Annotated in this window: 1 protein-coding gene; it reads right to left on the reverse strand. The window is 27.4% G+C overall.

Annotated elements, in window-relative coordinates; translation table 11 throughout:
• Positions 1 to 82: 82 nt before the first annotated feature.
• On the reverse strand, positions 83 to 576 hold a 494-nt coding region (locus ACJDU8_RS25630), incomplete at its 5' end, for a tyrosine-type recombinase/integrase (RefSeq protein WP_406795015.1).

Raw genomic sequence — 576 nt, forward strand, 5'->3', positions numbered from 1 at the left:
GGGATAGAACTTGGATCAACGAAACCATTTAACACCTTAAATGCAATTTTATCTACATTTATTTTTTCTCTTTTTTCAGTCATTATCTTCTACCCCCTCTATTAAGTTTCATTCTTTCATTAGATAAAACATCCAAGGGATTATACTTGTTAATATCTTCTTTCATTTGTAAAGGTAGTAAATTAATATAGATTTCTGTTTGTCTAATATCAGCATGTCCTAACAATTTTTGAAGTAAGTAGATGTTATTATTTCCATTTTTTATAAACAAAGTAGCAAAGGTGTTTCTGAAAGAATTTATACCATGCATCCTTACATGTCTATTTTTACAATAATTATTAATATTTCGATGCAATGTATTATAGCTCATCTTCTTTTTATCTAATTTGGGAAATAGTAACTCATCTAGTTTAAGATCTAGTAACTCTATATACTCTCTTAATACATTTTCTAAAGTAGGACTTAATGGTACTGTTATCTGTTTACGCATTTTCATATGCCTAAACAAAATACTCTTTTCTCCAAAATTTATATCTTTAACCAATGTATTTAATAATGTTTCTGCCCTGCATCCTG

Source organism: Candidatus Clostridium eludens (assembly GCF_045310515.1).
GTDB classification, from domain to species: domain Bacteria; phylum Bacillota; class Clostridia; order Clostridiales; family Clostridiaceae; genus Clostridium_B; species Clostridium_B eludens.